This window comes from Brevundimonas diminuta (assembly GCF_022654015.1).
Classification (GTDB): Bacteria; Pseudomonadota; Alphaproteobacteria; order Caulobacterales; family Caulobacteraceae; genus Brevundimonas; species Brevundimonas diminuta_C.
Map to the genome: position 1 here is coordinate 2311061 of NZ_CP073063.1, position 22660 is coordinate 2333720.

Annotated in this window: 35 protein-coding genes; 3 read left to right on the forward strand and 32 right to left on the reverse strand. The window is 64.9% G+C overall.

Annotation, left to right across the window (positions count from 1 at the left end; all coding sequences use genetic code 11):
• Window positions 1–34: 34 nt before the first annotated feature.
• Both KAK88_RS11495 and KAK88_RS11500 read right to left on the reverse strand, forming a co-directional pair.
• The gene (locus tag KAK88_RS11495) at window positions 35–1756 is read right to left on the reverse strand and encodes a hypothetical protein (protein WP_242076745.1); all 1722 of its coding nucleotides are present in this window, start codon (window positions 1754–1756) and stop codon (window positions 35–37) included.
• A 61-nt stretch (window positions 1757–1817) separates the two neighbouring features.
• Window positions 1818–3062 carry an ectonucleotide pyrophosphatase/phosphodiesterase gene (locus KAK88_RS11500; RefSeq protein ID WP_242076746.1) on the reverse strand — a complete coding sequence of 415 codons (1245 nt, stop codon included), beginning with the start codon at window positions 3060–3062 and terminating at the stop codon, window positions 1818–1820.
• Window positions 3063–3161: 99 nt separating this feature from the next.
• On the opposite strand from KAK88_RS11500, the gene KAK88_RS11505 reads away from it, so the two are divergent.
• A complete protein-coding gene (locus tag KAK88_RS11505; RefSeq protein WP_242076747.1) occupies window positions 3162–4073 on the forward strand; it encodes an ABC transporter ATP-binding protein in 912 nt (303 codons plus the stop codon).
• A complete protein-coding gene (locus KAK88_RS11510; RefSeq protein WP_242076748.1) occupies window positions 4063–4920 on the forward strand; it encodes an ABC transporter permease in 858 nt (285 codons plus the stop codon). The genes KAK88_RS11505 and KAK88_RS11510 overlap by 11 nt, the downstream gene beginning before the upstream one ends.
• A 72-nt stretch (window positions 4921–4992) precedes the next feature.
• On the opposite strand, the gene KAK88_RS11515 is transcribed toward KAK88_RS11510, so the two are convergent.
• The 30 genes from KAK88_RS11515 to rpsJ all read right to left on the reverse strand — a co-directional run bounded on the left by KAK88_RS11515 (window position 4993) and on the right by rpsJ (window position 21304).
• A complete protein-coding gene (locus KAK88_RS11515; RefSeq protein WP_242076749.1) occupies window positions 4993–5451 on the reverse strand; it encodes a GNAT family N-acetyltransferase in 459 nt (152 codons plus the stop codon).
• Between the two features lie 89 nt (window positions 5452–5540).
• The gene (gene rplQ, locus KAK88_RS11520; RefSeq protein ID WP_017506039.1) at window positions 5541–5960 is read right to left on the reverse strand and encodes a 50S ribosomal protein L17; all 420 of its coding nucleotides are present in this window, start codon (window positions 5958–5960) and stop codon (window positions 5541–5543) included.
• Between the two features lie 104 nt (window positions 5961–6064).
• Window positions 6065–7084: a DNA-directed RNA polymerase subunit alpha gene (locus KAK88_RS11525; RefSeq protein ID WP_039248576.1), complete on the reverse strand. Its 1020-nt coding sequence runs from the start codon at window positions 7082–7084 to the stop codon at window positions 6065–6067.
• Between the two features lie 91 nt (window positions 7085–7175).
• Entirely contained in the window at window positions 7176–7565 is a 390-nt protein-coding gene (gene rpsK, locus KAK88_RS11530; RefSeq protein ID WP_013268944.1) for a 30S ribosomal protein S11, read from the reverse strand.
• A gap of 9 nt (window positions 7566–7574) precedes the next feature.
• Window positions 7575–7943 (reverse strand): 30S ribosomal protein S13, encoded by a 369-nt coding sequence (gene rpsM, locus KAK88_RS11535; RefSeq protein ID WP_026108555.1) that lies wholly within the window; start codon window positions 7941–7943, stop codon window positions 7575–7577.
• A gap of 110 nt (window positions 7944–8053) precedes the next feature.
• Window positions 8054–8776, reverse strand: a complete 723-nt coding sequence (locus KAK88_RS11540; protein WP_242076750.1) for a hypothetical protein — start codon at window positions 8774–8776, stop codon at window positions 8054–8056.
• Between the two features lie 45 nt (window positions 8777–8821).
• Window positions 8822–9559 carry an energy transducer TonB gene (locus KAK88_RS11545; RefSeq protein WP_242076751.1) on the reverse strand — a complete coding sequence of 246 codons (738 nt, stop codon included), beginning with the start codon at window positions 9557–9559 and terminating at the stop codon, window positions 8822–8824.
• A 27-nt stretch (window positions 9560–9586) separates the two neighbouring features.
• Entirely contained in the window at window positions 9587–10147 is a 561-nt protein-coding gene (locus KAK88_RS11550) for an adenylate kinase (RefSeq protein WP_017506042.1), read from the reverse strand.
• Between the two features lie 37 nt (window positions 10148–10184).
• Entirely contained in the window at window positions 10185–11564 is a 1380-nt protein-coding gene (secY, locus tag KAK88_RS11555; RefSeq protein ID WP_017506043.1) for a preprotein translocase subunit SecY, read from the reverse strand.
• Between the two features lie 128 nt (window positions 11565–11692).
• Window positions 11693–12286 carry a 50S ribosomal protein L15 gene (gene rplO, locus KAK88_RS11560; RefSeq protein WP_017506044.1) on the reverse strand — a complete coding sequence of 198 codons (594 nt, stop codon included), beginning with the start codon at window positions 12284–12286 and terminating at the stop codon, window positions 11693–11695.
• Between the two features lie 142 nt (window positions 12287–12428).
• A complete protein-coding gene (gene rpmD / locus KAK88_RS11565; RefSeq protein WP_184277823.1) occupies window positions 12429–12617 on the reverse strand; it encodes a 50S ribosomal protein L30 in 189 nt (62 codons plus the stop codon).
• Between the two features lie 3 nt (window positions 12618–12620).
• A complete protein-coding gene (rpsE, locus tag KAK88_RS11570; RefSeq protein ID WP_055753395.1) occupies window positions 12621–13229 on the reverse strand; it encodes a 30S ribosomal protein S5 in 609 nt (202 codons plus the stop codon).
• Window positions 13230–13241: 12 nt separating this feature from the next.
• Window positions 13242–13598 (reverse strand): 50S ribosomal protein L18, encoded by a 357-nt coding sequence (rplR, locus tag KAK88_RS11575; RefSeq protein ID WP_008259637.1) that lies wholly within the window; start codon window positions 13596–13598, stop codon window positions 13242–13244.
• Window positions 13599–13601: 3 nt separating this feature from the next.
• The gene (rplF, locus tag KAK88_RS11580; protein WP_055753394.1) at window positions 13602–14135 is read right to left on the reverse strand and encodes a 50S ribosomal protein L6; all 534 of its coding nucleotides are present in this window, start codon (window positions 14133–14135) and stop codon (window positions 13602–13604) included.
• Between the two features lies 1 nt (window position 14136).
• The gene (gene rpsH, locus KAK88_RS11585) at window positions 14137–14535 is read right to left on the reverse strand and encodes a 30S ribosomal protein S8 (RefSeq protein ID WP_008262310.1); all 399 of its coding nucleotides are present in this window, start codon (window positions 14533–14535) and stop codon (window positions 14137–14139) included.
• 15 nt (window positions 14536–14550) lie between these two features.
• On the reverse strand, window positions 14551–14856 hold the full coding sequence (gene rpsN, locus KAK88_RS11590; RefSeq protein WP_017506048.1) for a 30S ribosomal protein S14: 306 nt from the start codon (window positions 14854–14856) through the stop codon (window positions 14551–14553).
• 19 nt (window positions 14857–14875) lie between these two features.
• Complete coding sequence (gene rplE, locus KAK88_RS11595) at window positions 14876–15436, reverse strand: 50S ribosomal protein L5 (protein WP_017506049.1); 561 nt, start codon at window positions 15434–15436, stop codon at window positions 14876–14878.
• The gene (gene rplX, locus KAK88_RS11600; protein ID WP_039248554.1) at window positions 15436–15744 is read right to left on the reverse strand and encodes a 50S ribosomal protein L24; all 309 of its coding nucleotides are present in this window, start codon (window positions 15742–15744) and stop codon (window positions 15436–15438) included. The genes rplE and rplX overlap by 1 nt, the downstream gene beginning before the upstream one ends.
• Before the next feature lies 1 nt (window position 15745).
• Window positions 15746–16114, reverse strand: coding sequence for a 50S ribosomal protein L14 (gene rplN / locus KAK88_RS11605; protein WP_003164378.1), 369 nt, complete (start codon window positions 16112–16114; stop codon window positions 15746–15748).
• Between the two features lie 18 nt (window positions 16115–16132).
• A complete protein-coding gene (gene rpsQ / locus KAK88_RS11610; RefSeq protein ID WP_017506051.1) occupies window positions 16133–16375 on the reverse strand; it encodes a 30S ribosomal protein S17 in 243 nt (80 codons plus the stop codon).
• Window positions 16376–16385: 10 nt separating this feature from the next.
• Window positions 16386–16583 (reverse strand): 50S ribosomal protein L29, encoded by a 198-nt coding sequence (rpmC, locus tag KAK88_RS11615; protein ID WP_008263673.1) that lies wholly within the window; start codon window positions 16581–16583, stop codon window positions 16386–16388.
• Entirely contained in the window at window positions 16583–17023 is a 441-nt protein-coding gene (gene rplP, locus KAK88_RS11620; RefSeq protein WP_017506052.1) for a 50S ribosomal protein L16, read from the reverse strand. The genes rpmC and rplP overlap by 1 nt, the downstream gene beginning before the upstream one ends.
• A gap of 3 nt (window positions 17024–17026) precedes the next feature.
• Complete coding sequence (rpsC, locus tag KAK88_RS11625; protein WP_017506053.1) at window positions 17027–17782, reverse strand: 30S ribosomal protein S3; 756 nt, start codon at window positions 17780–17782, stop codon at window positions 17027–17029.
• Window positions 17782–18162, reverse strand: a complete 381-nt coding sequence (gene rplV / locus KAK88_RS11630) for a 50S ribosomal protein L22 (RefSeq protein WP_017506054.1) — start codon at window positions 18160–18162, stop codon at window positions 17782–17784. Before rplV ends, rpsC begins: the two co-directional genes overlap by 1 nt.
• Before the next feature lie 3 nt (window positions 18163–18165).
• Window positions 18166–18444, reverse strand: coding sequence for a 30S ribosomal protein S19 (gene rpsS, locus KAK88_RS11635; RefSeq protein ID WP_017506055.1), 279 nt, complete (start codon window positions 18442–18444; stop codon window positions 18166–18168).
• A 2-nt stretch (window positions 18445–18446) separates the two neighbouring features.
• A complete protein-coding gene (rplB, locus tag KAK88_RS11640; protein WP_087119317.1) occupies window positions 18447–19283 on the reverse strand; it encodes a 50S ribosomal protein L2 in 837 nt (278 codons plus the stop codon).
• A 4-nt stretch (window positions 19284–19287) separates the two neighbouring features.
• Complete coding sequence (locus KAK88_RS11645) at window positions 19288–19590, reverse strand: 50S ribosomal protein L23 (protein WP_017506057.1); 303 nt, start codon at window positions 19588–19590, stop codon at window positions 19288–19290.
• Complete coding sequence (gene rplD, locus KAK88_RS11650; protein WP_017506058.1) at window positions 19590–20228, reverse strand: 50S ribosomal protein L4; 639 nt, start codon at window positions 20226–20228, stop codon at window positions 19590–19592. The genes KAK88_RS11645 and rplD overlap by 1 nt, the downstream gene beginning before the upstream one ends.
• Window positions 20228–20977 (reverse strand): 50S ribosomal protein L3, encoded by a 750-nt coding sequence (gene rplC / locus KAK88_RS11655; RefSeq protein ID WP_242076752.1) that lies wholly within the window; start codon window positions 20975–20977, stop codon window positions 20228–20230. Before rplC ends, rplD begins: the two co-directional genes overlap by 1 nt.
• A 21-nt stretch (window positions 20978–20998) precedes the next feature.
• Window positions 20999–21304 (reverse strand): 30S ribosomal protein S10, encoded by a 306-nt coding sequence (rpsJ, locus tag KAK88_RS11660; RefSeq protein ID WP_003164367.1) that lies wholly within the window; start codon window positions 21302–21304, stop codon window positions 20999–21001.
• A 589-nt stretch (window positions 21305–21893) separates the two neighbouring features.
• Here rpsJ and KAK88_RS11665 point away from each other — a divergent pair.
• Window positions 21894–22646, forward strand: coding sequence for a porin (locus tag KAK88_RS11665; RefSeq protein ID WP_242076753.1), 753 nt, complete (start codon window positions 21894–21896; stop codon window positions 22644–22646).
• Window positions 22647–22660: the final 14 nt, after the last annotated feature.

Consider the following 22660-nt stretch of genomic DNA (forward strand, 5'->3'; position numbering starts at 1 on the left):
GGGCCACCTTCTCCCAACGGGAGAAGGAAAGATATTAAGCCTCACCCAGCGTCATCTGTCCGCCGATCCATTCGACGCCGGCATGGCGCAGGGCGTCATTGGCCGCCGTCTCGTCGCCCAGCGCCTGTTCGGCGCGGTAGAGGACGTAGTAGCTGTAGGGATCGTTCGGCCAATCCTTCAGCAGTTCGCCGATCTTGACCTTGGCCCCCGCCGCATCGCCGGACGCCAGCAGGGCGGCGGCCAGGCTGCGGCGCGTCGGATACCAGATCATGGGCGGATCGCCGCCCTCGGGCGCCATGGCCTGGATCGCCGCCGCCCGGCCATAGGCGGCGATGGCGGCGGGATAGTCCTGATCAATCATGGCCGCACGGCCTTCCAGCACCTTCTGGAACAGTTCGGCGAAACCGGTCTGACGATCCGCCATCGGGCCCTTGAACGCCTGGTCCGCCAGCAGGGCGGCGATGGCCTGGGCCTCGATCCGAACCGCCGCCGCATCGCCGCGCCGCGCCGCCACCTCACCCCGCGCATAGCGCCAGCCGACCCGCATCAGCGGACGGCCTACGTCCGGCTCGGCCAGGGCTGCGACCTGGGCGTCCGATCCGAACCGGCCGTAAAGCGCATAGGCGTCGGCCGCCATCACCTGGCGATAGACGACATACCCGTCCTCTCCGGCCTCGGGCGGTCCCGCCAGCTGCGGATAGGTCGCCATATACCAGTCGGCCAGTTCCAGCCCCCGCTCGGCCCCGCCCGCCATCAGGGCGCCGCCCATGCCGAAATGGATGTTGTGGGCATGCAGCCGCATGCCGCGAATGCCGCCGGGCGGTCCGACCAGCTGGTCGTAACTCTTGTCCAGCGCCACGGCGTTGACGTTGGACATCATCGCGTCCTTGTAGCGCCCGACCCGATAGAAGGTGTGCGACGGCATATGCACCAGATGGCTGGCGCCCGGCGCCAGCAGGGCCAGCCGCTCGCCATAGGCCAGCGCCCGATGTGGATCGTCCGACCATTCGGTCAGATGAATGTACAGGTGAATGGCGCCCGGATCGTTCGGCTTGATCGTCAAGGCGTGCTCCAGGATCGCCATGGCGCGGGTGACAGCCGGATCGGTCGCCTTGCCGTCCTTGTCCCACCATTCGCCCTCGGGCTGGAGCATCCACGCGTCGGCGGTGATCGAGGCGACCGATACATCGTCGGCATGACGTTTGGCGATCCGGTCCATGGCGCGGGCGTAACGCAGGGCGCGGGTCTTCTCCTTGCCGGAATAGCGCTGGATCAGGGCGTCGATCATCTGGCGCTGCATCGGCGTGGCGTCGCGGGCCAGACGCCGTGCATCGCGTGCAACGCGCAGGCCGGTAGCGATCGATTCGGGATCGCCGCCGCCGCCATTCAGGTTCGGCCCGATTGCCCAGGCCTCGCCCCAGGCGCACATGCCGCACGACGGGTCCAACTGCCTCGCCTTCCTGAACGCCCGCACCGATTCCGAATGCTCGAACGCCCAGCGCAACCGCACCCCGTGGTCGAACCAGGCCTGGGCCTCGGGGTTCTTCGTATCGACCGCGAAACCCTCGTCGCCGAAGCCCGGAGCCATGACCATGTCGCGTGTCGGCTGGACATCGCCGACGGCCCCGACCCGGCCGCAGACCTGCGGATTGGTGATCAGGGCCAGGGTCGCCGCCGTCGCAGTGGCGTCAGCGACCGCCACGGGCGCAATCAGACAGGCGACTGAAACCGTCGCGACCCACAGACTCTTGCGCATCTTCGCCTCCCGCCTCTGGCGACCAGTGTGCGCCCAAATCGTCGGCTCGCCAATCACCCGGTCAGGGCATGGTGACGGACAAGGTGTCTTGCGCCCGCCCGTCGCCGGCCGGCGCCGTGATCCCGAGCATCCGCGCCAGGAAGGGCTGCACGTCGACACTGTCCAGATCGATCAGACGACGCCCGGCGACCACGCCCGGCCCATGGGCGATGAAGATCGCCGCCATCTCCGGCGCCTGGTTATCATAACCGTGGGCGCCGCCCGCGCGCGTCACCGGCCGATCCCGCGTCGCCGTCAGCCAGCCGGTTTCGACCAGACAAACGAACTGCGCCACGCGCGGGTTGGATCCATAGACCAGCCGCGCCGGCACGTCGGCCTTGTTCCAGCATTCCATATGGGGATGGCGCCCGACCAGCTTGGCCTGTACCTCGGCCTCGCGACCCGGCGCCGGATCGGCGGTCAGGACCGCCCCGCCATAGCCGATCTTCAGCGCCGCCGGATCGATGATGTCGTCGATCCATACGACCCGGTCCGGCGAAGTCGCGGCCATGCCGTGATCCGAGACCACAACCAGCATCGTGCGATCATAAAGCCCCCTCGCCTTCAGCCCCTCGATCAACCGTCCCATCGAGGCGTCGACCGACGCGGCGGCGGCGCGTGTTTCGGGCGCATCGGGGCCGTTGCGATGACCGGCGGTGTCGACGATGTCGAAGTACAGCGTCTCCAGCTTCGGTCGCTGATCCACCGGCAGGTCCAGCCACGACAGCAGACGATCCACGCGCGCATCGCCCGGCATTCCCTGGTCGAACGGCGCCCACTGGCTGGGCCGCACGCCGTGGATCTCGACCTCCGATCCCGGCCAGAACATGGTGCCGGTGCGCACGCCCGCCTTTTCGGCCGTGACCCAGATCGGCTCGCCCTGGTCCCAGAAGCCGCTTTCCTTGCTGGACATGGTGAAGGCGCCCAGTTGCGCGTCGGTGAACCGGTTGCCGACCACGCCGTGGTGGTCCGGGTGCAGCCCCGTGACCAGCGTATAGTGATTGGGGAAGGTCACGCTGGGGAACGACGGCCGCATCGGTCCGAACGCGCCGCCGGCGATCAGTCCATCCAGCACAGGCGTCTGCCCCTTGCCCAGATAATCCGGCGAGAAGCCGTCGATCGACACCAGGATGACCAGATCGGGACGGGTCGTCTGCGCGGCCTGCTCGACAACCGGCGATGTACGGGCGGATTGCGGGGCCCCGGCGCACGACGCGACGGCGAAGGCGGCGGCCACGGCCAGGCTGGCGGCGACGAAACGAGACATGAACTTACTCCAAGGCGACACTGAACCATTGCCTAAACTTAATGGACGACAGCCACGCGACGGCTTGTGCGACCGGCGTTCACTCGCCAAGCTTGGCGTATGGAAACCGTCATCGACATTCGCGGCCTGACCAAGACCTACGGGACGGTAAAGGCCTTGGACGGCCTGACCTTGTCGATCCCGCGCGGCGGGGTCTACGGCATTCTGGGTCCCAATGGGGCGGGCAAATCGACGCTGTTTCGCACCCTGCTGGGTCTGATTCGGCCGACCGAGGGCGAGGCTGTGGTGATGGGCGGTCGGATCGGCGATCCGGCCTCGATGCGTCGCATGGGCTCGATGATCGAGACGCCGCGCTTTCCGCCCTTCATGACGGCCCGCCAGGTGCTGGAATGGCTGGCCCGCGCCCATGGCGGCGTGTCGTCGGCCGAGATCGACAATTGGCTGCAACGCGTCGGCCTGACCGAGGCCGCCAATCGCCGCGTGAAGGGCTTTTCGGTCGGCATGCTGCAACGCCTGGGTGTCGCCGCCGCCCTGATGACCAAGCCGGACCTGGTCATTCTGGATGAACCGACCAGCGGCATGGATCCGCCCGGCATCCAGGAGATGCGCGCCCTGATCCGCAGCCTGGCCGACCACGACGGCGTCACCGTCATCCTGGCCAGCCACCAGCTTCAGGAGGTCCAGCGCGTCTGCGACCGCGTCGCCATCTTCAACAAGGGCAAGGTCATCACCGAGGGCCGGGTCTCCGACCTGACCGCCTCGGGCGAGCGTTTGCGCCTGTCGGTCACGCCTCTGGCCAAGGCCATGTCCGTTCTGGGCGACCGCGCGACGCTTGAGGGCGACGCGGTGGTGGCCGCCGTGCCGCGTAGCGAAGCCGCCGCCGCCATCAAGGCTCTGATCGAGGGCGGCGTCGATATCGAAGAGGCGCGCTGGATCGGCGCGGACCTGGAAGACGTCTTCATGAGCGAAACCGGCTGGACCGGCGTGCAGGAGCAAAACCGTGCTGGCTGACGCGATCCGTTCCGAAACCTACCGCCTGTCCAAGAACCTCACCGCCCTGTTCTGGAGCGTGCTGTTCATCCCGATCATGGGCGTGATCCTGGCCACCCTGGGCTTCGTGGTCGCCAAGGCCAATGAGGCCAAACTGGCGGGCAAGCTGCCGCCGGACATGATGAAGGGCGGCCCGCTCGATCTGGGGATGACCCTGGTCAAGAGCGCGGGCGACTTCGCCAATCCCGCGATCCTGATGTTCGTCCTGATCGGCGCGGCGACCATCTACGCCGGCGACTATCGCTGGGAGACCTGGCGCCTGATCAGCGCGCGCAACACCCGGCCGAACCTGCTGACCGGCAAGGTCGCGGTCGTGGGTCTGGTGATCGTGCTGGCGACTTTCGCCGCCCTGATCTCCGACGTGATCGCCAGTGTGATCCAGGCGGCGGTGTTCGGCCGCCCCCTCACCTTCTCGATGACCGGCGCAGCGGCGGCGGACTTCGGCCTGCTGACCCTGACCTCCTGGGCGCGCATCCTGCAGTTCACCATGCTCGGCCTCCTGGCCGCCGTGGTGACGCGCTCGCTGCTGGCGGCCCTGTTCGCGCCGCTGGTGATCGGCGTGGCCCAGTTCTTCCTGCCGCAACTGCTGCTGCCGATGGGCGTGGCGCCGGACGGCTGGCTTCTGCCTCTGCTGTCGCCCGGCATGGCCACCGACCTGCTGAAGGCCGCCATCGCGGGCGGCGCTTCGGCGGCGCAACTGCCTGATCATGCCGTGCTGAAAGGCGTCCTCAGCCTGGCCCTGTGGATCGGCGTTCCCTTCGCCGCCGCCGTCGCCTGGTTCAACCGCCAGGACCTGTCGAAGGAATAGGCGGCGACGGACTACGCGCGCCTTCCGCAACCAGCCAGTCGCGGAAGGCGTTCACCGCCGCATCCTGGGCGGCTAAAGCCGTTTCTCCATGAAGACGTCCGCGCGCACATAGGGCGTGGGACGTGGCGGCAGGTGAAAGAAACCGGCGCTTTCATACAAGGCGATCGCGGGCTTCAGGGCGCTGTTCGTTTCCAGATAGAGAAGGTCAGAGCCCGCTTGCCGCGCCGCCGCTTCACAGGCCTCCAGCAGGCGTCGCGCCAGCCCCAGGCCGCGCGCGGCGGGCGTGACCGTCATCTTGCAGACCTCCACCCCGTCATCGATCGGGACCATGGCGCAGCAGCCCACGGCCTCCCCATCCCTCTGCGCGATGAAGATGCGCCCGCCCATGTCCAGGAACACGCCCTGCGGATCATCGATCGCCAGCCGATCCTTCGCTTCGATGGCGAAGCCGCCCTCGATCAGCCAGGCAGTGTTCAACTGCGCCCAGGCGGCGGCGTGATCGGGACGGAAATCGACGATGGCGACGGTCATTCAACCGTCATGACTGGTTTGCACGCAAAGCAAAAGGGCGGTCGGATCGCTCCGACCGCCCTTCCGGCGTTTGGTCAAACGACCAAATCTTAGTCTTCGTCGTTGCCTTCGAAGGCCAGGACCGGACCGGAGTCCTTGCCCTTGGCTTCGACGTCGCGATCGACGAACTCAATGACGGCCATCGGGGCGTTGTCGCCGTGGCGGAAGCCGGCCTTCATGATGCGGATATAGCCGCCGTTACGCTCGCTGTAGCGCGGGCCCAGCGTTTCGAACAGCTTGCCGACTTGCGGCACGTCGCGAACCTGACTGATGGCCTGACGACGCGCGTGCAGGTCGCCCTTCTTGGCGAGGGTGACCAGCTTCTCGACGAAGGGACGCAGTTCCTTCGCCTTGGGCAGGGTCGTGGTGATCTGCTCGTGCTTGATCAGCGAGGCGGCCATGTTGGCGAACATGGCGGTGCGGTGGCTGGTCGTGCGACCGAGTTTACGATGGGCGGCGCCGTGGCGCATCTGGGTCTCTCCTACTCCGGAACCGGTATCCCAACAGGGACCTGGACCCGTAATCTTCTAACCGCCCCGACATTCTCCCGAAGGAGACGGGCGGAGGGTTGAACTTAGATCTGGTCGTCGAACTTCTTGGCCAGATCTTCGATGTTTTCGGGCGGCCAGTTCGGCACGTCCATGCCGAGGCTGAGGCCCATCGTCGTGAGAACTTCCTTGATCTCGTTCAACGACTTGCGGCCGAAGTTCGGGGTGCGAAGCATTTCGCCCTCGGTCTTCTGGATCAGGTCGCCGATGTAGACGATGTTGTCATTCTTCAGGCAGTTGGCCGAACGAACCGACAGTTCCAGCTCGTCCACCTTCTTCAGCAGCGCCGGGTTGAAGGGCAGGTCGGGCTTGCCGTCCGACTGCTCGACAGCCTTCTTGGGCTCTTCGAAGGTGATGAAGATCTGGAGCTGATCCTGCAGGATGCGCGCGGCGTAGGCCACGGCGTCCACAGGCGTCACCGCGCCGTTGGTTTCGACTTCCAGCAGCAGCTTGTCGTAGTCCAGCGACTGACCCTGACGGGTCGGCTCGACGCGGTAAGCCACCTTCTTGACCGGCGAATACAGGGCGTCGACGGCGATCAAGCCGATCGGCGCGTCTTCCGGACGGTTCAGCTCGGCGGCGACATAGCCCTTGCCGTTCTGGACGGTCAGTTCCATGCGCACCGATGCGCCGTCGTCCAGCGTGCAGATGACGTGGTCGGGGTTCAGAACCTCGATGTCCGCCGGCACGTCGATCTGGCCGGCCGTCACCGGGCCAGGACCCGTGGCGCGTAGCGTCATGCGCTTGGGGCCTTCGGCATGCATGCGCAGCGCCAGTTGCTTAATGTTCAGGACGATATCGACCACGTCTTCGCGCACGCCTTCCAGCGACGAGAACTCATGGACGACGCCGTCGATCTGGATGGCCGTGACGGCCGCGCCTTGCAGCGAAGACAGCAGAACGCGACGAAGCGCGTTGCCGAGCGTCACGCCGAAGCCACGCTCGAGGGGTTCGGCGACCAGGCGCGCCTTGCGCTGGGCATCGGAACCGGTCTCGATCTGAGGCTTCTCGGGACGGATCAGCTCTTGCCAGTTTCTTTCGATCATTTTGTCCCTCGAACGGGTTTCGCCTGCTCCGGCCTTGTCGACGAGGCCATGATGGAGCGGACGGAGATGGGGGTGCTTTGGGCGGTGTCGCTTAGACGCGACGACGCTTGGGCGGACGGCAACCGTTGTGCGGCATCGGGGTGACGTCGCGGATCGTCGTGATCGTCAGACCGACCGACTGCAGCGCGCGCAGGGCCGATTCACGGCCGGAACCCGGACCCGAGACGTTCACTTCCAGCGTCTTCACGCCGTGTTCCTGGGCCTTCTTGCCGGCGTCTTCCGCAGCCATCTGAGCGGCGTAAGGGGTCGACTTACGCGAACCCTTGAAGCCCATGTGACCCGCCGACGACCACGAGATCGCGTTGCCCTGGGCATCGGTGATCGTGATCATGGTGTTGTTGAACGAAGCATTCACGTGGGCGACGCCCGAGGTGATGTTCTTGCGCTCGCGCTTCTTTACGCGACCCGGTTCCTTGGCCATGTGTCTGTCTTACTTCTTCTTGCCGGCGATCGGCTTGGCGGGACCCTTGCGGGTGCGGGCGTTCGTGTGGGTGCGCTGACCGCGGACCGGCAGGCCCTTGCGGTGACGCAGGCCGCGGTAGCAGGCCAGATCCATCAGACGCTTGATGTTCATCGACGTCTCGCGGCGCAGGTCGCCCTCGACGGTGTGATCCTTGTCGATCGTTTCGCGGATCGACAGGACTTCGGCGTCCGTCAGCTGGTTCACCCGGCGGGCGGGCTCGATGCCCACCTTCTCGGTGATGTCCTTGGCGGCGGCCGGGCCGATGCCATGGATATACTGAAGCGCGATCTCTACGCGCTTGTTGGTCGGGATGTTGACGCCAGCAATACGGGCCACGAAATTCTCCAGATACGCGTTAGTCAGACGCAACAAACGCTCCGGTTAACAAACCAGGAGCGTGGCGCCCTTCGCGGGAAGGCGCCCTTATACAGATGATTCACCGGGCGTCAACCAGAGGGCTTATCGGCGTCCTTTGGCGGCGCGGGGAAAGCCAAGGCGATCGTCATTGCTTGTCGATCCAAGGCGCGCCCTCTGCTCGTGGGAGGCTTGATCCGGAACTCGCGCGCCCGCGCTAACGCCTCACGTCGATAGCCGGATGGACGGGGGTGCTCCCCCACGACGCGGCACCGCTCTAATCTCTCCGTCAGCCTTAGCTGGCAGCGTAGCACCACATGAGCCCCGGTCGAGTCGTAAAGCGATGCTCGCGATACAGCCTCCGATATCGCAGCGTTGGCGGGGCCTTGGATCAAGATTGGAGCGGTGCGGCCTCCGCCGCCGTCACCGTCACCTGCGCCTCTGCCATTACCGGTTCCGCCCTGACCCAGCCCCGGCTGCTCGCTTTCAATATCGGCCAAACCGATCACATGCGGTCGCTCGTCGGCTTGGATACGAGGCTGTTCCAGCTCTTGCTCAACTTTGCGCGGGATTGGCGGCTTGTGCGTGCGAGACGGCGCCGCCGCAGCGCCGCCCGTCTTGGCAACTTCTGGCTGGCTGCCGAGATCGACACGCGGCGACAGAACGACGTCAAAGATGGGAGGCGCGACCGGGATGCTGACTTCAGTCCTCGTCAGCGCCAACAACCACAAAGCGGCAATGTGCACTGCCGTCACCAGGACGATCGCCATCCGCCGGCTGCGCCGAGCTTGGAACACAGACGGCGTGACGAACATGACCTTCCCTCCAGGTCACCAACATGAAATCCACAGTTGCGGCCGTCAACCTCTGTTCGGCGGGCGGCCGAAATCGACGCCGACGGTGACCCGCTGGCCCTCGACCGGTCGACCGTCTTCGGTCGGCGGCTGGAAGCGGAAATAGCCGGACACCTGCAAGCCGGCCGCGCCGAAGCCCAGACCGGGGGGCGTCTCTTGAACGACGCGGCAACCGTCCAGCCGGCTGTCCAAACGAATGACGCAGGACAGTTCGACACGACCGTAACGGCTGCGGGCGCCGGGCGGGTGGTTGGCGCGAATCTGGCCGATGGTGGGCCCGTTGACCAGACGCGGTCCGGTCGAGCCGCTACCGGGGCCGGATCCAGAGCCGACGCCGGATCCGCTGCCTGTCCCCTGCCCGCCCTGGCCAAAGCCGGGTTGCGGCGACGGCGCCGGCGCGACCCCGACGACGGGGGCGGGTTCCGGCGCCTTGACGGGCGGCGCCGGAACTTCGCGCGGGCGTTCCTTGGGCGGAGGCGGCGGCGTGTGAATGACGGATGGCGCAGCGGGCGCGCCGCCGCCGGTCTCGGGCGCCGGTGGTTCGTTGGAAATGAGCGGCGGCGGATCGTAGAGCACGACCTCGAACGGCGGCGGCTCTAACACAGGCGTCGGGGACGGTCCCCTCACCTGCCCCAGAAACAGGAACAGGCCGATCTCGGCGACCGCAACGGCGACGAATATGCCCGCCATGCGCCAGCGACGCAGGCGGGTCTTCTGGGGCTTGGGATCATCCAACTCAGTCATCAGGCGATCAACGCCCGAAAACGCAAATCAGGCCAAGGCCTCGTCGATCGCCTTGGCGACGGATTCGATCGAGCCCATGCCGTCGGCCTCGGTCAACTTGCCCTGGGCTTCGTAGTAGGGAAGCAGAGGCGCGGTGTTGCGGTTGTAGGCCTCGAGCCGGACCTTAAACGATTCCGGATTGTCGTCCGGACGGCCCTGTTCGGCGAAGCGCTTGGCGATCCGTTCGGTCAGGGCGGCGTCGTCAACCTTCAGGCGGACGACGGCGTCGATCTGAACACCGCGCTTGGCCAGCATCTCGTCCAGCGCCTCGGCCTGGGCCACGGTGCGGGGGAAGCCGTCGAAGATGGCGCCGCCGGCGGCCTCGGCCTCCGTCAGGCGATCCTCGATCAGAGCGATGACGATCTCGTCGGTGACCAGATCGCCGCGCGCCAGCACATCCTTGACCTTCAGTCCCAGCTCCGACCCCGAGGCGATCGCGGCGCGAAGCATGTCGCCGGTGGAGAGCTGGACCATGCCCTTCTCTTCCACCAGCCGCTTGGCCTGGGTGCCCTTGCCCGCCGCCGGCGGTCCGAACAGGATCAAGTTCATGCTTCAGCCCTCCCCTGGGCGTCTGACAACCTAAGACTTAGCGGCGAACCGGCGTGGGAGCGCCGCGACCGCCACGACCACGCAGCTTGGCCTTCTTGATCAGGCCTTCGTACTGGTGCGCCAGCAGTTGGGACTGGATCTGGGCCACAGTGTCCATGGTGACCGAGACGACGATCAAGATAGACGTTCCGCCAAAGTACAGGCTGTTGCCGAACTGGCTGACGATAAACTCGGGCAGCAGGCAGACCGCAGTGATGTAGGCGGCGCCGATCACGGTCAGGCGGGTCAGGACATAGTCCAGATATTCCGCCGTGCGCTTGCCCGGACGGATGCCCGGCAGGAAGCCGCCATATTTGCGCAGGTTCTCGGCTGTGTCCTCGGGATTGAAGGTGATCGAGGTGTAGAAGAAGCAGAAGAAGACGATCAGGGCGGCATACAGCGCCATGAACAGCGGCTGGCCGTGCGTCAGCTGCGCCGTCACCAGCGGCAGCCAGCTCATCCAGCTGGGCAGGTCGGCGTTGGCCGTCATGGTCGCAACCGTCGTCGGCAGCATCAGCAGCGAAGAGGCGAAGATCGGCGGGATCACGCCGGCGGTGTTGACCTTCAGCGGCAGGAACGAACGCTCGCCGCCAGCCATGCGGTTGCCTTCCTGGCGCTTCGGATACTGGATCAGAAGACGGCGCTGGGCGCGCTCCATGAAGACGATGAAGACCACGGTGGCCACGGCCAGGATGGCGATGAACAGCAGGGCGAAGGCCGACATCTGGCCCTGCTGGGCCAGGCCCAGCAGGCGGGCGATGGTGGACGGCAAGACCGCCACGATGCCGGCGAAGATGATCAGCGAGATGCCGTTGCCGACGCCGCGCGCCGTCACCTGCTCGCCCAGCCACATCAGGAACATGGTGCCGCCGGTCAGGGTCACGACTGTCGAGATGATGAAGAAGATGCCGGGGTTGTCGACCAGGCCGGCCGTGCTGTTCAAGCCCGCCGCGATGCCGAAGGACTGCGCCAACGCCAGGAACACCGTCAGATAACGGGTGTATTGGTTCAGCTGCTTGCGGCCGCTTTCGCCGCCTTCCTTCTTCAGCTTCTCCCAGGGCGGATACACCGTGCCCATCAGCTGCACGATGATCGAGGCCGAGATGTAGGGCATCACGTTCAGCGCGAAGATGGCCATACGCTCGACCGCGCCGCCCGAGAACATGTTGAACATGTCCAGGATGCCGCGCTGACCGTCCGGGTTCTGGAAGAACTGCAGGAAGGCCTGCGAGTTGATGCCCGGGATCGGCACATAGGTGCCGATGCGATAGACCAGAAGCGCGCCCAGCGTGAACAGCAGGCGTTTATGCAGCTCGGTCGCTTTCGCGAACGAGCCCATGTTCATATTGGCGGCGAGTTGTTCTGCGGCCGAAGCCATTATGCGTCCCCACGACTGATTGAGTCGTCAGATAGGCGGAAAGCGGCCCTCATGCGAGGGCCGCTTCCGTTCTTTCGTCGTCGCAGATGTAATCAGGTCACGACCTAATCGCCGCGACGACGCGTGACTTAGGCTTTGGCGGCGGTGCGCTTGGTGCGGGCCGAGATCTTGTTCTCGTCGCCGCGCGGCGCCTTGGCGGCCGGAGCCTTGCCCTTGGCGGCGTTGCGCTTCTCGACGCGCGCGGCGGCCTTGGCTTCCGCTTCGATGCGTTGCTCGACGACCGAGCCGCCAGCGGCTTCGATGGCCTTCTTGGCGCCGGCGGTGGCCGACCAGACGACCAGATTCAGCGCTTGCTTCAGCTCACCGGTGCCCAGCAGACGCACGCCATCCTTGACGCGACGGATCACGCCGGCGGCGACTAGGGCGTCGCCCTTCAGTTCGGACTTGGCGTCCAGCTTGCCGGCGTCCACGGCGTCCTGGAGGCGCCACAGGTTCACTTCAGCCAGCTTCAGAGCATTGGCGTTGTTGAACCCGCGCTTGGGCATACGCATGTACAGGGGCATTTGGCCGCCTTCGAAGCCGCCGATGGCGACGCCCGAACGCGACTTCTGACCCTTGACACCACGACCAGCGGTCTTGCCTTTGCCCGAACCGGGGCCACGGCCGACGCGCATGCGCTTCTTGTGGGCGCCTTCGTTGTCGCGGATTTCGTTCAGTTTCATGTGCCTGATCCTTTCGGGTGCTAGCGCCCGGACATCATCCGGACTCGGCTTGGAAAAAATGAAGGGCCGCTGATAGGCGACCCTCTGGGTATTCGCAAGTGCAGAAACGCCCTCCCCCGGGTGCGGGAGAGGGCGAAACGGCTTACTTTTCGACGATCTCGGTCAGGTGGGCGACCTTGGCGATCATCCCGCGAACCGAAGGCGTGTCTTCCAGAGTGGATTCACGACCCAGGCGGTTCAGACCCAGGCCCACCAGGGTGGCGCGCTGGTCGTTCTTGCGGCGGATCGGCGAACCGGTCTGCTTGACGGTGACGGTTTTCTTCTCAGCCATGACTTAGGACTCCACGGCTTCGGGCGCCGAGGCGCCGTCGTTGCGGCGGCCCATCAGATCCGCGACCTTCTTGCCGCGCTTGGACGCGACTTGACGGGGCGAGGACTGGACCTTCAGCGCTTCGAACGTCGCGCGGATCATGTTGTAGGGGTTCGACGAACCGGTCGACTTGCCCACGACGTCCTGGACGCCGAGGGTTTCGAGCACGGCGCGCATCGGACCGCCCGCGATGACGCCGGTCCCGGGAGGGGCGGCGCGCATCATGATCTTGCCGGCGCCCCAACGGCCGTTGCCGTCGTGGTGCAGGGTGCGGTTCTCGCGCAGCGGAACGCGGATCATCGTCTTCTTGGCTTCTTCAGTCGCCTTGCGGATGGCTTCCGGCACTTCTCGCGCCTTGCCGTGACCGAAGCCGACGCGACCCTTGCCGTCGCCGACGACCATCAGGGCTGCAAAGCTGAAGCGACGGCCGCCTTTGACGGTGGCGGCGACGCGGTTGATGTGCACCAGCTTCTCGACGATGTCGGAATCCGGACCATCAGCAGCGGGACCGTTGCGGTTGTCACGACGGTTGCGATCGTTGCCGCCGCCGCCGCGTTGGGGTTGTTGCGCCATCTGTCGCGTCCCTTAGAAGTTCAGGCCGGCTTCACGCGCGGCTTCCGCCAGCGCCTTCACCCGTCCATGATAGATGTACTCGCCACGGTCGAAGACGACGTCCTTGACGCCCTTCTCGATGGCGCGTTCGGCGATCAGCTTGCCGATCGCGGCGGCCGCAGCCGTGTCCGAACCGCGCTTGCCCTTGCCGCCTTCCAGCGACGAGGCAGCCACGACCGTCACGCCCTGGGCGTCGTCGATGATCTGGGCCGAGATGTTCTTGTCCGAACGGTAGACCGACAGACGCAGACGACCGTTGGCGACAGCCTTCAGGCGGCGACGCGTGCGCTCCGAGCGACGCTTGGCTTGTTGTCGAAGAGAAAGAGCCATGACTTACTTCTTCTTGCCTTCCTTGCGACGGACCTTCTCGCCCGCGTAACGGACGCCCTTGCCCTTATAGGGCTCCGGCGGACGCAGCTTGCGGATGACCGAGGCGATCTGACCGACGGCTTGCTTGTCAGCGCCCGAGATCTTGATCTCGGTCTGCTTCGGCACAGCGAAGCTGACGCCGGCCGGCGGAGCGATATCGACTTCGTGCGAGAAGCCGAGTTGCAGCGAAAGGGCGTCGCCCTTCATCGCGGCGCGGTAACCCACGCCGACCAGCTCCAGCGACTTTTCAAAGCCCGTGGTGACGCCGACGACCATGTTGTCGACCAGGGTGCGCGACAGACCCCACATCGCGCGAGCGCGAGGCGTGTCCGAACGCGGCGTCAGCGACAGTTCGTCGCCTTCCTGCTTAACTTCGATCTCGTCGGCGACGGTCCAGGCGCTCTCGCCCTTGGGTCCCTTGACGGTGACGTTCTGGCCGTCGAGCGTGACAGTCACGCCCTTCGGCACGGCGATGGTTTTCTTGCCAATACGGGACATATCAGTAGACCCTGCAGAGGACTTCGCCGCCGACGTTAGCGTCGCGGGCGGAAGCGTCAGACATGACGCCCTTCGAAGTCGAGAGGATCGAGATGCCGAGGCCGTTCTTGACGGGCTTCAGATCGCCGATCGCCGAATAGACGCGGCGGCCCGGCTTGGACACGCGCGCGATCTCGGCGATGACGGGCTGACCGTCGAAGTACTTCAGCTCGATCTCGAACTGCGGAAACTCACCCGGGTTCTGAACCAGGTTGTAGCCGCGGATGTAGCCTTCGTCCTGCAGCACGTCGAGGACGCGCTGGCGCAGACGCGAGGCCGGGGTCAGCACCTTGGAACGCTTGCGGGTCGCCGCGTTCTTGATGCGAGCGATCATGTCGCTCAGGGGATCGTTGATCATCATGTCTGTTCGCTCCCCTTACCAGCTCGACTTCGTCAGGCCGGGAATCTGGCCCAGGTTGCCCAGTTCACGCAGCGCAATCCGGCTCATCTTGAGCTTGCGGTAGAACGCCCGCGGACGACCCGTCACTTCGCAGCGGTTGCGAATGCGGCTCGGCGCGGAGTTGCGCGGCAGGGCGGCCAGTTGCAGGCGCGCCTCGAAGCGCTCCTCCAGCGGCAGGTTTTCGTCGTTGGCGGTCGCCTTCAGGGCGGCCCGCTTCGCGGCATACTTCGCAACCAGGGCCTTTACGGCTTCGTTGCGGTTTACGGCGCTTTTCTTAGCCATTGTGCTCTTCCCTTCCCGCTCAGTTCTTCACGAACGGGAACTTGAACTCGGTGAGGAGAGCCTTGGCTTCCTCATCGGTCTTGGCCGTGGTGCAGACGACAATGTCCATGCCCCACATCTGATCGATCTGGTCGTAGTTGATCTCCGGGAACACGATGTGCTCCTTCAGACCCGTGGCGTAGTTGCCGCGACCATCGAAGGACGTGCCCTTCAGACCACGGAAATCTTTCACGCGCGGCAGCGCGATCGTGATGAACCGGTCCAGGAACTCGTACATCTGGTCGCCGCGCAGGGTGACCTTGCCGCCGATAACCATGCCTTCGCGCAGCTTGAAGCCGGCGATGGAGTTACGGGCCTTGGTGGCGACGGCCTTCTGACCGGCGATGGCGGTCAGATCCTTGAGGGCGGTGTTCGCCTTCTTGGAGTCCGCGACGGCTTCGCCGATGCCCATGTTCAGGACGATCTTGTCCAGCTTGGGCACCTGCATTTCGTTCGTGTAGCCGAACTTTTCCTTCATCACCTGGCGGATGCGAGCGTGATACTCGTCCTTGAGGCGCGGGGTGTACTTCTCGGTAGCCATCAGATGACGTCTCCCGTCGTCTTGGCGATGCGGACCTTCTTGTCCCCATCGATCTTGAAGCCGACGCGGGTCGCCTTGCCGTTGGCGTCGGCGATCGCGACGTTCGACAGGTGAAGCGAGGCTTCCTTGTTCTTGATGCCGCCCTGCGGGTCAGCCTGGCTCGGGCGCGTGTGGCGCTGAACCATGTTGACGCCTTCGACGAGGACGCGGTTTTCGGTGGGCAGGACCTTCAGCACGTTTCCCGTGCGGCCCTTGTCCTTGCCGGTGAGGACGACGACGCGGTCGCCCTTCTTGATCTTGGCGGCCATGTTACAGGACCTCCGGAGCCAGCGAGATGATCTTCATGTGGTTCTTGGCGCGCAGTTCGCGAGGAACCGGGCCGAAGATCCGCGTGCCGACAGGCTCGTTCTGCTTGTTGACGATGACGGCGGCCGACTTGTCAAAGCGGATGACCGAGCCGTCCTTGCGTTGGATGTCCTTGGCGGTGCGCACGACGATGGCGCGAACGACGTCGCCCTTCTTCACACGGCCGCGCGGAATGGCTTCCTTCACGGAGGCGACGATTGTGTCGCCGATCGAGGCGTAGCGGCGCTTGGAGCCGCCCAACACCTTGATGCACATGACCCGGCGGGCGCCCGAATTATCGGCCACTTCCAGGTTAGTTTGCATCTGGATCATAAGATCAGATCCTTCTGATTACGAGGCGGAGGCGTTGGAAAGAACTTCCCAGCGCTTCAGTTTGGACTTGGGGGCGCACTCGACGATGCGAGCGATGTCGCCGACCTTGAGCGCGTTGGCTTCGTCGTGCGCGTGGTACTTCTTGGACGACCGGACGGTCTTCTTCAGAAGCGGGTGAAGCAGGGTGCGCTCCACCTTCACAACGACAGTCTTCTCGCCCTTGTCGGACACGACCACGCCTTCAAGAATTCGCTTGGGCATATTCGTTTCCTTACGAGGCCGCACGCTTCTCGCGCAGAAGCGTCGAGATGCGAGCGATGTCTTTGCGGACTTCACCGACGCGGTGAGTCTTTTCCATTTGGCCGGTGGCCGCCTGGAAGCGCAGGTTGAACTGTTCCTTCTTGAGCTTCAGCAGCTCGTCGGACAGTTGGTCGGTCGTTTGCGACCGCAGATCGGCGATCTTGGTCATTAGGCGGCAGCCTCCACATGCGCGACGCCGGCGTCGATACGGGTCACGACCTTGGTGCGGACCGGCAGCTTGGCGGCGCCGAGACGGAGTGCTTCGCGGGCGACATCGTCCGGCACGCCGTCGATTTCAAACAGGATGCGGCCAGGGTGGCAACGCGCGGCCCAGTGGTCCACGGCGCCCTTGCCCTTACCCATCCGGACTTCGGCTGGCTTGCCCGTGACAGGCAGGTCGGGGAAGACGCGGATCCAGACGCGGCCCTGACGCTTCATCTGACGAGTGATCGCGCGGCGAGCCGCTTCGATCTGACGCGCGGTGATGCGTTCCGGCTCCAGCGTCTTCAGGCCATACGACCCGAAGTTCAGCGAGAAACCGCCCTTGGCCGAGCCATGGATCCGGCCCTTGAAGGCCTTGCGGTATTTGGTCTTCTTCGGTTGCAACATGACTTAGTTCTCACGTCCCCGGTCGCGACGCGGACCGCGGTCGCCACGGGGGCCGCCGCGTTCGCGGCCTTCGTTCGAGGAAGGACCCGACGCTTCCTGGGCCCAACGCTTGTCCTGCGCCATGGGATCGTGCTCCAGCACTTCACCCTTAAAGACCCAGACCTTCACGCCGATGATGCCGTAGGTCGTCTTGGCTTCGTAGAAGCCATAGTCGATGTCGGCGCGCAGCGTGTGAAGCGGCACGCGACCTTCGCGGTACCATTCCATACGTGCGATTTCCGCGCCGCCCAGACGACCCGAGACATTCATACGAATGCCCTTGGCGCCCAGACGCATGGCCGACTGCATCGAACGCTTCATGGCGCGACGGAAGGCCACGCGGCGCTCCAGCTGCTGCGCGATGTTCTCGGCGATCAGCTGCGCATCGGTTTCCGGCTTGCGGACTTCGATGATGTTCAGGTGAACTTCACCCTCGGTGCGCGCCGAGATATCCTTGCGGAGCTTCTCGATGTCAGCGCCCTTCTTGCCGATCACGACGCCCGGACGGGCGGCGTAGATGGTGATGCGGCACTTCTTGTGCGGGCGCTCGATGATGATGCGCGACACGCCGGCGGCGGCCAGGCGTTCCCGCAGCCACTCGCGCAGCTTCAGGTCCTGGTGCAGCAGGCGGGAATAGTCGGCGCCGGCGGCGAACCAGCGGCTGTCCCACGTGCGGTTCACGCCGAGGCGCAGACCGACCGGATTGATTTTCTGTCCCATCAGGCGGCCTCGCCGGCTTCACGGACCACGATGGTGATCTCGCTGAACGGTTTCAGGATGCGCGACGAACGACCGCGAGCACGGCTCGCGAAACGCTTCATCACCAGGTTCTTGCCCACGAAGGCCTCGGCGACGACCAGATTGTCGATGTCGAGGTTGTGGTTGTTCTCGGCGTTCGAGATCGCCGAATACAGGACCTTGCGGACGTCGCCGGCGATGCGCTTACGGCTGAATTCCAGCTCGTTCAGCGCCTTCTGGACCGGCATGCCGCGGATCGAAGCGGCGACCAGGTTCAGCTTTTGCGGGCTGATGCGCACGTTGACCAGCTTGGCGCGGGCCTCGGTCGGGGCGACCCGACGCTCGTTTTTTGTCTGGGCCATCGGTTACTTCCTTTTGGCCTTCTTGTCCGCCGCGTGACCCGGGAAGTTCCGGGTCGGGGCGAACTCGCCGAGCTTCATGCCGACCATCTCTTCCGAGACCGACACGGGCACGTGCTTCTGACCGTTATGGACGCCGAACGTCAGACCGACGAACTGCGGCAGGATGGTGGAGCGGCGCGACCAGGTCTTGATCACGTCCTTGCGGCCCGACGATTGAACGGCGTCGGCCTTCTTGAGCAGATACCCGTCGACAAACGGGCCTTTCCAGGAGGAGCGGGCCATTCTTAGCGAGCCTTCTTAACGTGGCGGGTACGGATGATGTACTTGTCCGTAGCCTTGTTCTTGCGGGTACGAGTGCCCTTGGTGTCCTTACCCCACGGCGTGACGGGGGTACGACCACCAGAGGTCCGGCCTTCACCACCACCATGCGGGTGGTCGATCGGGTTCATGGCGACGCCGCGAACGTGCGGACGCCAGCCCATGTGACGCTTACGACCGGCCTTGCCCAGGTTCTGGTTCATGTGGTCGGGGTTCGAAACCGCGCCCACCGTGGCGATGCAGCCGTCCAGGACCATGCGCAGTTCGCCCGAGCCGAGACGGATCTGGGCGTAGCCCTGATCGCGACCGACCAGCTGGGCGTAGGCGCCGGCCGAACGGGCCAGCTGGGCGCCCTTGCCCGGCTTCATTTCGATGTTGTGGATGATCGTACCCACCGGCATCGAACGAAGCGGCATGGCGTTGCCCGGCTTCACGTCGGTCTTTTCGCCCGCGACGATCGTGTCGCCCGCCTTAAGGCGTTGCGGCGCGATGATGTAGGTCTTCTCGCCGTCCTCGTAGGTCACGAGAGCGATGAAGGCCGTGCGGTTCGGATCGTATTCCAGACGCTCGACCGTGCCGACCATGTCCCACTTGCGACGCTTGAAGTCGATCTTGCGGTACAGGGTCTTGGCGCCGCCGCCACGGAAGCGGACCGCGATGCGACCGCCCTGCCCGCGTCCGCCCGACTTGGTCAGGCCTTCGGTCAGCGACTTTTCCGGACGGCCCTTGTGGAGTTCCGAACGGTCGACCAGCACGAGGGCGCGACGGCCCGGCGAAGTCGGATTGTAGGTTTTCAAGGCCATCTGATCAGAGCCCCGTGGTGACGTCGATCGACTGGCCGTCGGCCAGCGTCACGATCGCTTTTTTGATGTCGACGCGACGACCCAGGATGCCCCGGAAGCGCTTGGTCTTGCCCTTTTGAACCAGGGTGTTGACCTTGACGACGTTGACTTTGAACAGGCTTTCGACCGCAGCGGCGATCTCGTCCTTGGACGCCGTGTCGGCGACGCGGAAGACGACCTTGTTCTGCTCGGACAGGATCGTGGCCTTTTCGGTGATCACCGGGGCCAGGATGGTGTCGTAGTGCTTGGCGGTAGGTTGAGCGGCCATTACGCGGCTTCCTTATCGCTGAAGCGGGCTTCGATGGCCTCGATGGCGGCCTTCGTCAGCACCAGCTTGTCAGCCCGCAGGATGTCATAGACGTTCAGGCCGGCGTTCGGCAGCACGTCGATGTGCGGGATGTTGCGTGCGGCCAGGCCGAAGTTCGTGTCGACTTCGGGACCCGCGATGATGAGCGCCTTGGTCCAGCCCAGCTTGCCGAGCGTTTCGCGCAGCGAAGCGGTCTTGGCTTCCTTGACCGAGACGGTGTCGACCACGATCAGGTCGCCCGACTTGGCCTTGGAGGACAGGGCGTGACGCAGAGCCAGCGCGCGGATCTTCTTCGGCAGCGAGAAGCCGTGATCGCGAACGATCGGACCGAAGGCGCGCGAACCGCCGACGAACTGCGGTGCACGGCGCGAACCGTGACGAGCGCCGCCGGTGCCCTTTTGCTTGTACATCTTCTTACCCGTACGAGAGTTCTCGTTGCGGGTTTGAACCTTGTGCGTACCGGCGCGGCGCTTGGCCAGTTGCCAGTTGACGGTGCGGGCCAGGATGTCGCCGCGGATGTCGGAGATGCCGAAGACGGCGTCCGACAGTTCCACGTCGCCAGCAGCCTTGCCGTCGAGTTGGATGACAGAGAGTTTCATTACGCTTCACCGCCTTCGGTCGCTTCGACGGGGGCTTCTTCAGCCGAGGTCGAGGCGGATTGAGCAGCAGACTTGCTCGACTTCAGCGCGCCGGGGAACGGAGCGTCGGCCGGGCGAGCCTTCTTGATGGCGTCGCGAACCTTGACGTAGCTGCCGTCGTGACCGGGGACAGCGCCCTTGATCAGGATCAGGCCACGCTCGGCGTCCACGCGGACGACGGTCAGGTTCTGGGTGGTGACGGTTTCGGCGCCGTAGTGGCCGGCCATCTTCTTGCCGGGGAACGTGCGACCCGGGTCCTGACGGTTACCCGTCGAACCGTGCGAACGGTGCGAGACCGAAACGCCGTGGGTGGCGCGAAGGCCGCCGAAGTTCCAGCGTTTCATGGCGCCGGCGAAACCCTTACCGATGGTCTCGCCCTGGATGTCGACCTTCTGGCCCACCAGGAAGTGTTCGGCCGACAGTTCGGCGCCCACGTCCAGCAGACCGTCCGCATCGACGCGGAACTCGGTCACATAGGCTTTCGGTTCGACTTCCGCCTTGGCGAAGGTCTCGCGTTGAGCCTTGTTGGTGTTCTTAGCCTTCTTCGTGCCAGCGCCCAGCTGGAGAGCGACGTAGCCGTCACGCTCCTGGGTACGTTGGCCGACGACTTGGCAGCCGTCGAGCTGCAGCACAGTGACCGGTACGTGCGCGCCGTCATCGGCGAACACGCGGGTCATGCCCAGCTTCTTGGCGATCACGCCCGTGCGCATCGGATCCCGCCTCTTTCTACTTTAAATCTTGATCTCGACGTCCACGCCGGCGGACAGGTCGAGCTTCATGAGCGCGTCCACGGTCTGCGGGGTGGGGTCGACGATGTCGAGCACGCGTTTGTGCGTGCGGATTTCAAACTGCTCACGCGACTTCTTATCGACGTGCGGAGAGCGGTTCACGGTGAACTTCTCGATCAGGGTCGGCAGCGGAATCGGACCGCGAACGGTCGCGCCGGTGCGCTTGGCGGTATTAACGATCTCGCGCGTCGAAAAATCGAGGACGCGGTGATCAAAGGCCTTGAGCCTGATGCGGATGCTTTGATCCATATCGGTGCTTACTTCCAATGCGGTCGGAGGACCGCGTCCCTGTGAACCATTTCAAAGACCGAAGGCCTTCGGGCAAAAAGCCCTCAGGGAACGCAAATCCGCAAAAACGATCGGCCCACGCAGTTGCCCGCGAAGGCCGTTGATATCCCAAGAAGCTGCAAAGAACAGTGACTTAGGTCGTTCTTGCGAACCGCGTTTGCAGCGAACTGCACAGCCGGTCCAACAAGAGTGGTGGCTTATGCCTATCGATTCTGATTTCGTCAAGCGCGCAAACCCGGGCTGACACAGGATTTCGACGCGGTCTCCGTCGAGGGCTCTCCACGGCGCGACGATACATTCGGCGGCGACGTCGGCGGCGTTGGACGCCTCTTTATAATAGATGAGCGCGACTGCGGCGCGCGGTTAACGACTTGCCCCACAGATCGCCAAGTCGTGACACATTCTGGCCGCAACGCGTGGCTGCTGCGCAACAACCTTGCCATACTAGGCCAATCGAACGTCGGTTTATTGCTCCGCTTCGTCTTAGCCTGATAGCAGCGCCCATCCCCGGACCCCCATCCGGGTGCAGACTGCTAAGGACAAAAGAAAAATGAAGACGATCCTCCTCGCCACGGCCGCCGCCGCCCTGTTCGCCGCCCCGGCCTTCGCCCAAGACGCCATCGGTTCGGTCGGCGTGACCTATTCCAATCCGTCGATCGAAGTCGCCGGCGACGACGTCGACGCCGACGTCTGGACCGTTGACGGTTCGGTCGCCCTGCCGGCCCAGGACTGGACCGTGACCCTGAACGGCGCGATCGACTACACCAAGGCCTTTGGCGAAGAAGACGTCACTGGCGCCGCCGCCGCTCACCTGACCAAGATGTGGTCCTCCGACGTCCGCGCCGGCGCCTTCGTCGCCGCCAACGGCATCGGCAGCGGCAACGAGCCGATCTGGACCGTCGGCGCCGAAGCGCAGAAGTATCTGTCGAACGCCACCCTGACCGGCCAAGTCGCCTACACGACCGCCGACAACGTGGACGCCGACATCTGGACCGTCGGCGCCGACGCCGCCTTCTACGTCATGCCGAACCTGCGCCTGAACGCCGGCGTCGCCTACAACAACGTCGACTTCTCGGGCGGCGACACCGACGCCTGGACCTACGGCGTGGGCGCCGAATACGAGTTCGAGAACACCCCGTTCTCGGTGGGCGCCGCCTACACCCGCGCCGACATCGATTCGCTGGACGTCGACACCTGGTCGGTCGGCCTGCGCTATTCGTTCGGCGGCGGTCTGCAAGCGCGTGACCGCGCTGGCGCCAACCTGGGCGTCTCGGCCATCTCCAGCGTCCTGAGCGTCTTCTAAGCGTCTCGGACCTG

What these genes read in the sequence shown, in the direction of transcription:
- KAK88_RS11495 (WP_242076745.1), bottom strand. Translation starts at nt 1,756, where the DNA reads ATGCGCAAGAGTCTGTGGGTCGCGACGGTTTCAGTCGCCTGTCTGATT.
- KAK88_RS11500 (WP_242076746.1), bottom strand. Translation starts at nt 3,062, where the DNA reads ATGTCTCGTTTCGTCGCCGCCAGCCTGGCCGTGGCCGCCGCCTTCGCC.
- KAK88_RS11505 (WP_242076747.1), top strand. Translation starts at nt 3,162, where the DNA reads ATGGAAACCGTCATCGACATTCGCGGCCTGACCAAGACCTACGGGACG.
- KAK88_RS11515 (WP_242076749.1), bottom strand. Translation starts at nt 5,451, where the DNA reads ATGACCGTCGCCATCGTCGATTTCCGTCCCGATCACGCCGCCGCCTGG.
- rplQ (WP_017506039.1), bottom strand. Translation starts at nt 5,960, where the DNA reads ATGCGCCACGGCGCCGCCCATCGTAAACTCGGTCGCACGACCAGCCAC.
- KAK88_RS11525 (WP_039248576.1), bottom strand. Translation starts at nt 7,084, where the DNA reads ATGATCGAAAGAAACTGGCAAGAGCTGATCCGTCCCGAGAAGCCTCAG.
- rpsK (WP_013268944.1), bottom strand. Translation starts at nt 7,565, where the DNA reads ATGGCCAAGGAACCGGGTCGCGTAAAGAAGCGCGAGCGCAAGAACATC.
- KAK88_RS11540 (WP_242076750.1), bottom strand. Translation starts at nt 8,776, where the DNA reads ATGTTCGTCACGCCGTCTGTGTTCCAAGCTCGGCGCAGCCGGCGGATG.
- KAK88_RS11545 (WP_242076751.1), bottom strand. Translation starts at nt 9,559, where the DNA reads ATGACTGAGTTGGATGATCCCAAGCCCCAGAAGACCCGCCTGCGTCGC.
- KAK88_RS11550 (WP_017506042.1), bottom strand. Translation starts at nt 10,147, where the DNA reads ATGAACTTGATCCTGTTCGGACCGCCGGCGGCGGGCAAGGGCACCCAG.
- secY (WP_017506043.1), bottom strand. Translation starts at nt 11,564, where the DNA reads ATGGCTTCGGCCGCAGAACAACTCGCCGCCAATATGAACATGGGCTCG.
- rplO (WP_017506044.1), bottom strand. Translation starts at nt 12,286, where the DNA reads ATGAAACTGAACGAAATCCGCGACAACGAAGGCGCCCACAAGAAGCGC.
- rpmD (WP_184277823.1), bottom strand. Translation starts at nt 12,617, where the DNA reads ATGGCTGAGAAGAAAACCGTCACCGTCAAGCAGACCGGTTCGCCGATC.
- rpsE (WP_055753395.1), bottom strand. Translation starts at nt 13,229, where the DNA reads ATGGCGCAACAACCCCAACGCGGCGGCGGCGGCAACGATCGCAACCGT.
- rplR (WP_008259637.1), bottom strand. Translation starts at nt 13,598, where the DNA reads ATGGCTCTTTCTCTTCGACAACAAGCCAAGCGTCGCTCGGAGCGCACG.
- rplF (WP_055753394.1), bottom strand. Translation starts at nt 14,135, where the DNA reads ATGTCCCGTATTGGCAAGAAAACCATCGCCGTGCCGAAGGGCGTGACT.
- rpsH (WP_008262310.1), bottom strand. Translation starts at nt 14,535, where the DNA reads ATGATGATCAACGATCCCCTGAGCGACATGATCGCTCGCATCAAGAAC.
- rpsN (WP_017506048.1), bottom strand. Translation starts at nt 14,856, where the DNA reads ATGGCTAAGAAAAGCGCCGTAAACCGCAACGAAGCCGTAAAGGCCCTG.
- rplE (WP_017506049.1), bottom strand. Translation starts at nt 15,436, where the DNA reads ATGGCTACCGAGAAGTACACCCCGCGCCTCAAGGACGAGTATCACGCT.
- rplX (WP_039248554.1), bottom strand. Translation starts at nt 15,744, where the DNA reads ATGGCCGCCAAGATCAAGAAGGGCGACCGCGTCGTCGTCCTCACCGGC.
- rplN (WP_003164378.1), bottom strand. Translation starts at nt 16,114, where the DNA reads ATGATCCAGATGCAAACTAACCTGGAAGTGGCCGATAATTCGGGCGCC.
- rpsQ (WP_017506051.1), bottom strand. Translation starts at nt 16,375, where the DNA reads ATGCCCAAGCGAATTCTTGAAGGCGTGGTCGTGTCCGACAAGGGCGAG.
- rpmC (WP_008263673.1), bottom strand. Translation starts at nt 16,583, where the DNA reads ATGACCAAGATCGCCGATCTGCGGTCGCAAACGACCGACCAACTGTCC.
- rplP (WP_017506052.1), bottom strand. Translation starts at nt 17,023, where the DNA reads ATGTTGCAACCGAAGAAGACCAAATACCGCAAGGCCTTCAAGGGCCGG.
- rpsC (WP_017506053.1), bottom strand. Translation starts at nt 17,782, where the DNA reads ATGGGACAGAAAATCAATCCGGTCGGTCTGCGCCTCGGCGTGAACCGC.
- rplV (WP_017506054.1), bottom strand. Translation starts at nt 18,162, where the DNA reads ATGGCCCAGACAAAAAACGAGCGTCGGGTCGCCCCGACCGAGGCCCGC.
- rpsS (WP_017506055.1), bottom strand. Translation starts at nt 18,444, where the DNA reads ATGGCCCGCTCCTCCTGGAAAGGCCCGTTTGTCGACGGGTATCTGCTC.
- rplB (WP_087119317.1), bottom strand. Translation starts at nt 19,283, where the DNA reads ATGGCCTTGAAAACCTACAATCCGACTTCGCCGGGCCGTCGCGCCCTC.
- KAK88_RS11645 (WP_017506057.1), bottom strand. Translation starts at nt 19,590, where the DNA reads ATGGCCGCTCAACCTACCGCCAAGCACTACGACACCATCCTGGCCCCG.
- rplD (WP_017506058.1), bottom strand. Translation starts at nt 20,228, where the DNA reads ATGAAACTCTCTGTCATCCAACTCGACGGCAAGGCTGCTGGCGACGTG.
- rplC (WP_242076752.1), bottom strand. Translation starts at nt 20,977, where the DNA reads ATGCGCACGGGCGTGATCGCCAAGAAGCTGGGCATGACCCGCGTGTTC.
- rpsJ (WP_003164367.1), bottom strand. Translation starts at nt 21,304, where the DNA reads ATGGATCAAAGCATCCGCATCAGGCTCAAGGCCTTTGATCACCGCGTC.
- KAK88_RS11665 (WP_242076753.1), top strand. Translation starts at nt 21,894, where the DNA reads ATGAAGACGATCCTCCTCGCCACGGCCGCCGCCGCCCTGTTCGCCGCC.